This is a genomic window from Acidimicrobiales bacterium (assembly GCA_035512495.1).
Lineage (GTDB): Bacteria > Actinomycetota > Acidimicrobiia > Acidimicrobiales > CADCSY01 > DATKDW01.
In genome coordinates this window covers 1-6,972 of the sequence record DATKDW010000041.1, presented here as the reverse complement: position 1 = coordinate 6,972, position 6,972 = coordinate 1, and the positions used below count along the sequence as shown (strand labels likewise).

Below are 6,972 nucleotides of genomic sequence, written 5' to 3'. Positions count from 1 at the left end.
CGCCGGCGAGGTGGCACAGGTGCTCGATGGCCTGGACGAACGACTGGTGGGCGGCCAGGTGCTCCAGGTCGCCGATGTGGTGGCTGACCGTGAGCGTCCGCCCCCGCGCCACCGCGACGGTGCTCTTGAGCTCGGCACCGACGGCCAGGAGCGGGTGCCCGGCGGGGCGGGGCAGCACCATGGGCTCGGGCACCATGCCGCGCGAGCGGCGAACGACCCGAGCGGCGCCGTCGCCGGCGCGCACCACGGAGTCGTCGCAGCGGATGTGGATGGGACGGTCGTGGGTGAGGATGACATCGCAGAGCGGGCCCAACCGGGCGACAGCGTCGTCGTCCGTGTGCACGATCGGCTCGTCGCTGACGTTGCCGCTGGTGAGCACCAGGGGGCGGTCGACCTCGGCGACGAGCAGGTGGTGCAGCGCGGTGTAAGGAAGCATCACGCCGAGATCGTGGAGGCCGGGGGCCACGGCGGCGACGATGTCGCTGCCGGGACGACGCGGCGCAACCACGATGGGCCTGCCGGAGGAGACGAGTGCTGCTTCGGCCGCGTCGTCGAGGTCGCAGACGGACCGGGCGGCATCGAGGTCGGCGACGAGCACGGCGAAGGGCTTGTCGTCGCGCGACTTGCGGCGACGCAAGAGGGCCACCGCGGCAGCATCGGTGGCGTCGGTCGCCAGGTGGAACCCTCCGAGCCCCTTCACTGCAACGGTCTGCCCGGCGGCCAGTGACCCCGCCGCGGTGAGGAGGGCGTCTTCCCCCGACTCCGCGGTGGTGCCGTCGGCCCAGATCAACTGCAGCGTTGGCCCGCACGCCGGGCAGGCGTTGGGCTGGGCGTGGAAGCGGCGGTCGCCGGGGTCGTCGTACTCGGCCTGGCACCGGCGGCACATGGTGAAGCGGGCCATGGTGGTGGCAGGGCGGTCGTAGGGGACGCCGGTGACGATGGTGTAGCGGGGGCCGCAGTCGGTGCAGTTGGTGAACGGATAGCGGTGGCGACGGTCGGCCGGATCGGCCACCTCGGCCAGGCAGGCGTCACAGGTGGCGGTGTCGATGCTCACCGCCGCGTCGGGCGCTCCACTGCTGGTGCTGGCCTCGATCACGAACACCGAGTGGCCGCCGAGCGCCGGCACCACGGTGGTCTGCACCGCCGCGACCCGGGCCATGGGCGGCGGCGCGTCCACCAGCAGGCGGCACAGCTCGTCGAGCGCGCAGGGCGCACCCTCGGCCTCGAGCAGGACGCCCTCACTGTCGTTGCGGACGAACCCGGTGAGCCCGAGGGCCATCGCCGAGCGGTGCACGAACGGGCGGAAGCCCACCCCCTGCACGGTGCCGGTGACCCGGACCCGCCGGCGCTCGGGCATCAGCAGATGCGGGGCAACGGGTCGCCGACGAGCATGTCGACGATGCGGGTGCCACCGAAGGTGGTCCGCAGCACGACGATGCCGGTGGGGTCCGCCACGACCTCACCGATGTCGACGGCTCCCGCCCCCTCGGGCCGGGCCCGCATGGCGGCGAGTGCAGCGTCGGCGTCGCCCGGAGCGACGACCGCCACCAGCTTGCCCTCGTTGGCGACGTAGAGGGGGTCGATGCCGAGCAGGTCGCAGGCGCCGGCGACGGCCGGATCGACCGGGAGGTGAACCTCGTCGAGCACCACCCCGAGGCCGCACGCCTGGGCCAGCTCGTTGGCCACGGTGCCGACGCCGCCCCGCGTGGGGTCCCGGAGCCATCGGGTGCCGGGAGCGGCGGCCAGCAGGTCGTCGACCAACCGGTTGAGTGCGGCGGTGTCGGAGCGGATGTCGGCCTCGAGGGCGAGGTCGCCCCGGGCCAGCATCACCGCCATGCCGTGGTCGGCGATGGTGCCCGACACCAGCACCCGGTCGCCCGGCCGCACCAGCTCGGGGCCGAGGGTGCGGCCAGCGGGCACCAGGCCGACACCCGCGGTGGTGATGTAGACCCCGTCCGCCGCGCCGCGGTCGACGACCTTGGTGTCGCCCGTGACGATGGCGACGCCGGCGGCCGTCGCGGCGCTCGCCATGTCGGCCACCAGCTCGCGGAGCTCGGCGACGGGGAAGCCCTCTTCCATCACGAACGCGGCCGAGAGCCACGAGGTCCGCGCGCCCGCCATCGCCAGGTCGTTGACCGTGCCGTGGACGGCAAGGTGCCCGAGCGACCCTCCCGGGAAGCGTCGGGGCGTGACCACGAAGGAGTCGGTGCTGAACACCACCCGGCCGCCGTCCGGCAGCTGGATGCAGGCGGCGTCACCGGGGGGAGCGGCCCGCTCGCCCTCTGGCGTGGGGGCGAAGGCGTCGAGGAACACGGCGTCGATCAGCGCGGCCGAGGCCTTGCCGCCAGCGCCGTGGGCGAGGGTGATCACCTCGTCGTCGAACCGGGGCCGGCGGCGCCGGAATGCCTCGATGCGGTCGAGGACAGCCGCTTCGCGGTCGGCGTCGGTGTGGGTCACGTTCGGTTCCCTCGTCGCGGGTCACCGGAGGCGAGGCTGCGATGGGTGCGGGCCCACAGCTCGGCGCCGACGGCGGCCTGGGTCTCCTGGATCCGGTGGATGCTCGTGGCCCGCACCACGAAGCAGTGGTCGATGTCGGCGGCGGCCATGCGCCCGCCGTCGCCCCCGGCGAGACCGATGGTGAGCATGCCCCTCTTCCGGGCGACGGCGAAGGCCTGGAGCAGGTTCTCGGAGCTCCCGCTGGTCGAGAGGCCCACGGCGATGTCGCGGTCGCCGCCGAAGGCGGCCAGCTGGCGGGCGAACACCACGTCGAAGCCGACGTCGTTGCCGAGAGCTGTCAAGACAGCCGGGTCCTCGGCGAGGGAGCGGGCAGGCAGGCTCCGTCCCGGGGCGTCCTCCGGCGCCGTGAGGAAGCAGGCCGCCAGCCCTGCGGCGTCGGTGCTCGAACCGCCGTTGCCGAAGGCCAGCAGGTGACCTCCGGCGGCGAAGCGGCCGGCCATGGCGACGGCCGCGGCGTCGAGGTCGGCGTCGAGTCGGGCGAGGGTGGCCCGCCGCAGCTCGTCGCTCTCGGCCGTCTTGGCCGCCGCCGAGGCGGCGAGGTCGCGGAGGAGGCCGGCGTGGTCCCGCTCCTCGGCCTCGAGGAAGGGGTAGAGGAACCCGGTCCGCTCCGGGCTCACACTGGGCCCCCGCCGTGGACGAGCGGCGCTACGTCGACCCGGCTGATGGCGACGCCGGCGTGGATGAGCACCACATCGCCCGGCTGCACCGGGCCAACGAGCGTGCAGTCGACCCGCTCACGGCCAGCGGCGGTCCGCACCTCGGCCACCGCTGGTCCGACCGCGAACACCTCGCCGTGACGACCCTCGTCGGAGCAGGTGGCGCAGACCTGCTCGTCCTCGCACCCGTCCGGGTCGACGAGCAGGCCGGGGTGCTCGAAGCAGACGTGGGTGAGCTCCCAGAGGAGGTGGTAGGCGAGCACAAGACGGCCGTCGTGGGCCACGGCCCTGGCCGGGGCGTCGGTCCACACCAGGTGGTCGGCCCACCCGGGAGCCGGGCGGGGGCCGGCCCCGATGCCCAGGGTGGTGAGCCCCCAGGCCCGCGCCCTCGGCAGCAGGGCGGCCAGGCAGGCGTCGTCGGCCGGACCGATGGCGGCAAGCAGGTCACCCGGAGTCGAGAGCGACCGGACGCTCCCGACAGGGTCGTCGCCTTCCACCGCCACCCCCGGCAGGGCCCGGGCGCCCACCACGACGGGGTGCACGAACTCGACGGCCAGGTGCCGAGCGTGGGCGGGCCACTGTGGGGCGACGCACCAGAGGGTCGCACCGCTGGCGAAGCGACGGGCCAGTGCGAGGGCCGTCCCGGCCAGGTCGGTGGGGGCCGCGGCGCGCGCCGGGAGCTGCGCTGCTCCCGCTGTCCCGGCGTCGCCGATGACCATGCCCCTCCTCCGTCGGACCCGGGGGTCCTGGGCGATGCTACGGTCCGGCCTCGTTCGTGCCAATGGGGACGCCGGACACCCATTCGTGCCGAGGGGTAACGTCGATCGTGGGGGAGCGACACGGCGTGGCGCCCCGGGGGTGTCCATGGCAACAACACCGAACAGGACGAACGGCACGGCCCATGCTCGGCCGGACGCCTCGGCCATTGACCCTACGGCTCCACCCAAGAGCCGCTTCGAGCTGGCGCCGCCGCGGCACTTCCTCTACCCCGCCCTCCTGTTGCTGCTGGCGGAGGAGCCGCGGCACGGCTACCGCCTCGTCGACTCGCTCCTGCGCCTGGGCTTCGGACCCGTCGACCGCGCCGCTGTGTACCGGGCCCTCGCCGACCTCGAGGCCGACGGGTACCTCGAGTCGTGGGAGATGGAGCCGCCGGCCGGCGGTTCCACCCGCAACATCTACGGGGTGACCGACACCGGCGTCGAGACGCTCCGGCGGTGGATGGCGATCATCGCCGAGGAGTCGCACTGCCTCACCCGGGTCCTGACCCGCTTCACCGTGCTGACCGCGGCGACCAACGGGCGCCACGCCGGCTCGGGCTGTCCCGACGACAACCGGCGCACCCCCACGTCCTCGAACCACCAGGGCGGCTGACCGCCCCGCTGCCGGAAGCGGGGATCGGGTCGAGGTTCGAGATCTCAGCCGGCGGGTGGGATCTCGATCACTTGGCCCACCTCGATGAGGTTGGGATCCGAGATGCCGTTGGCCTCGACGAGCGCGTCGACGCTGCTGCCGAAACGCCGCGCGATGTCGAAGAGCGTGTCGCCGGGTTGGACGGTGTAGCTGGCGCTGGCCGCAGTGGTGGTCGTGGTGGCGCGCTCGGGCACCGAGGTGGGCGTCGTCGATGTGGTGGTCGCTGGCGCGTCTCCGTCGCCCCCGCCACACCCGACCGCGACCAGGAGTGCTCCACCAACCACCAGCTGCCTCACCATCAAGCCCCGTCCCCCGAGCGTCGATCCCTGGAACACCGTAGCGCCACGGGACGACGCTCAGGCTGGCCGCGTGTGCTCAACCCGTCGTGGATGAGCACGCGACGGTTGCGGTTTGCGTGGGGCGCGGGCTTGTTGTCAACCCTCGACCCCGCAGCCGGCATGGTCCGGGGTACGGTCGCCGTGATGCATGACCCGGCCTCGGGCCATACTCCGCTTCTGCTCGAGGGAAACCTCGGCCTTGAACCCCTCCGAGTTGATCATGCCGTTGAGATGGTCGCAGCCCTCGCGCACCCTGGCCTCTATGTGTTCATGGGCGGCTCTCCACCGTCACTCGAGGATCTGAAGTGGCGCTACGAGATGCAGGCCAACGGTTCTCGGCGCGCAGATGAGCATTGGCACAACTGGATCATTCGGGACGAAGCGGGCGACGCGATGGGGTACGTCCAAGCGTCCGTCGAAGGGGCACACGCCGACATCGCGTGGGTCGTTGGGATGCCGTGGCAGGGCCATGGAGTTGCACAAGCAGCGACACGCGCGATGTGTCGTTGGCTCCGTGATGAGGGCGTGCAGCTGATCGAGGCGCACATCCACCCGGAGCACTTCGCATCCGCACGTGTAGCGGCGTGCTGCGAACTCAAGTTCACGGGTGTCATGGACGACGACGGCGAAGATGTCTGGCGGTGGACAGCGCAATAGGTGCTCGCGAGCGCGTCGCAACGCGGACCGGCCACGAGGCACTGCCGGCCGCTCTGGGGGACGTCGCCTTCGATCAGCCCCAGCGGAGGGCGTCGTCGGGGTCGACGCCGAGGGAGAGCTTGCCGATCAACTCGTGGGCGAGCAGCGTGTTCCCGGGATGGAAGCGACCCATGCGGGCGTCTCGGAAGATCTGCTCCATGCGGTTGCGGCGGAACGCTCCGGCGCCGCCGGTCAGGTCCATGGCCTTGTCGACCACGTCGAAGGACTCGTTGATGACGCGGTGGCGCAGAGCGAGGAGGCGAACCGGCCAGTCCGGGTGCTCGACCCCGCTCGCCCAGTCCGAGGCCACCCTGTCGAGCAGGGCCTCACTGGCGTCCAGGCCGATCCTCATCTCGGCGACGAGGTGCTGGACCTCGGGATGGTGAGCCATGGACCGGGTCAACGCGACCGACGTCTTCCTGGGCAGGTTCTCGACCGTGAGGTCGAAGGCGCGCCGGGCCAGGCCGTGGTACACGGAGGCGAAGCCGACGAGCCCCCAAGCGAAGATCGCGACCTGGAACAGGTCGGCGCCCGCGAACCCGGGTAGGCAGACCCGCACGACCTTGTCGTCGGTGGCGACCGCGTCGGTGAGGACCGTGTCCTGGCTCTGGGTGGCCCGCATGCCGAGGGTGTCCCAGGTGTCGAGGATCTCGAGTCCGGCCGTGTCGCGGGGGAAGAACCCGTGGACGATCCGGGGGTTCTCGGGGTCGCTCGTGTCCGCTGCGTGGAAGCCGCCGTAGTCCCAGACCGGCGACAGGCTGCCGAAGATCTTGTGCCCGTTGATCTTCCAGCCGCCGTCGACCCGCTCGGCCGAAGCCGTGGAGTAGAAGAGCGGCACGTCGTTTCCGGCTTCTCCGTGGAGGGCGGCGAAGACCTTGCCTGCGACCGACTCCTCGAGGATCCAGCGGCAGGACTCGTCACCGGTGCGCAGCAGGTCGGCCGCCACGCCCGTCCAGTAGACGTGCATGTTGAGGGCAAGGGCGGTCGCAGGGGCGACGTAGGCGATCCGGCCCATGGCCTCGCTGACCTGGTCGAGACCCAGGCCGTGGCCGCCGAGCTCGGTCGGCACGGCGATGTTCAAGAAGCCGGTGGCCTTGAGCTCTTGGAAGTCTTCGGTGAAGAAGGTGTTGTCGTGGTCGTAGGTCGGGGCGCGCTCGTCCATTCGGGCGAGCAGGTCGGCGGGGATCAGCTGGTCAAGCGTCGCCGGCTTGGTGTGGGTGGTCATGATGGTGCTCCAGTCAGGTGGGTGGTTTGGTTCACGGCGACGGGAATTGATCGGCTTTGGGGCCGATCTCGTCGACGGCGACGACCGCGTCAGCGGGGACGCCGAGCCGGGCCGCCGCTTCGCGCAGCGA

At 72.1% G+C, this 6,972-nt stretch carries 8 protein-coding genes; 2 read left to right on the top strand and 6 right to left on the bottom strand.

Annotation, left to right across the window (positions count from 1 at the left end):
* The 4 genes from hypF to VMN58_05365 all read right to left on the bottom strand — a co-directional run.
* On the bottom strand, window positions 1-1,357 hold a 1,357-nt coding region (hypF, locus tag VMN58_05380; GenBank protein ID HUF32625.1), incomplete at its 3' end, for a carbamoyltransferase HypF.
* On the bottom strand, window positions 1,357-2,457 hold the full coding sequence (gene hypE, locus VMN58_05375) for a hydrogenase expression/formation protein HypE (protein HUF32624.1): 1,101 nt from the start codon (window positions 2,455-2,457) through the stop codon (window positions 1,357-1,359). The genes hypF and hypE, both read right to left, overlap by 1 nt.
* Window positions 2,454-3,134: an SIS domain-containing protein gene (locus VMN58_05370; protein ID HUF32623.1), complete on the bottom strand. Its 681-nt coding sequence runs from the start codon at window positions 3,132-3,134 to the stop codon at window positions 2,454-2,456. The genes hypE and VMN58_05370 overlap by 4 nt, the downstream gene beginning before the upstream one ends.
* Window positions 3,131-3,892: a HypC/HybG/HupF family hydrogenase formation chaperone gene (locus tag VMN58_05365; GenBank protein ID HUF32622.1), complete on the bottom strand. Its 762-nt coding sequence runs from the start codon at window positions 3,890-3,892 to the stop codon at window positions 3,131-3,133. Before VMN58_05365 ends, VMN58_05370 begins: the two co-directional genes overlap by 4 nt.
* A gap of 145 nt (window positions 3,893-4,037) precedes the next feature.
* On the opposite strand from VMN58_05365, the gene VMN58_05360 reads away from it, so the two are divergent.
* On the top strand, window positions 4,038-4,544 hold the full coding sequence (locus tag VMN58_05360; GenBank protein ID HUF32621.1) for a helix-turn-helix transcriptional regulator: 507 nt from the start codon (window positions 4,038-4,040) through the stop codon (window positions 4,542-4,544).
* Between the two features lie 44 nt (window positions 4,545-4,588).
* Here VMN58_05360 and VMN58_05355 read toward each other — a convergent pair whose 3' ends face one another.
* Entirely contained in the window at window positions 4,589-4,777 is a 189-nt protein-coding gene (locus tag VMN58_05355) for a LysM domain-containing protein (protein ID HUF32620.1), read from the bottom strand.
* A gap of 177 nt (window positions 4,778-4,954) precedes the next feature.
* Between VMN58_05355 and VMN58_05350 the strand changes: the two genes are divergently transcribed.
* A complete protein-coding gene (locus tag VMN58_05350; GenBank protein HUF32619.1) occupies window positions 4,955-5,578 on the top strand; it encodes a GNAT family N-acetyltransferase in 624 nt (207 codons plus the stop codon).
* 73 nt (window positions 5,579-5,651) lie between these two features.
* Here VMN58_05350 and VMN58_05345 read toward each other — a convergent pair whose 3' ends face one another.
* A complete protein-coding gene (locus tag VMN58_05345; GenBank protein ID HUF32618.1) occupies window positions 5,652-6,842 on the bottom strand; it encodes an acyl-CoA dehydrogenase family protein in 1,191 nt (396 codons plus the stop codon).
* Window positions 6,843-6,972 lie beyond the last annotated feature (130 nt).

What these genes read in the sequence shown, in the direction of transcription:
- VMN58_05365 (HUF32622.1), bottom strand. Translation starts at nt 3,892, where the DNA reads ATGGTCATCGGCGACGCCGGGACAGCGGGAGCAGCGCAGCTCCCGGCG.
- VMN58_05360 (HUF32621.1), top strand. Translation starts at nt 4,038, where the DNA reads ATGGCAACAACACCGAACAGGACGAACGGCACGGCCCATGCTCGGCCG.
- VMN58_05345 (HUF32618.1), bottom strand. Translation starts at nt 6,842, where the DNA reads ATGACCACCCACACCAAGCCGGCGACGCTTGACCAGCTGATCCCCGCC.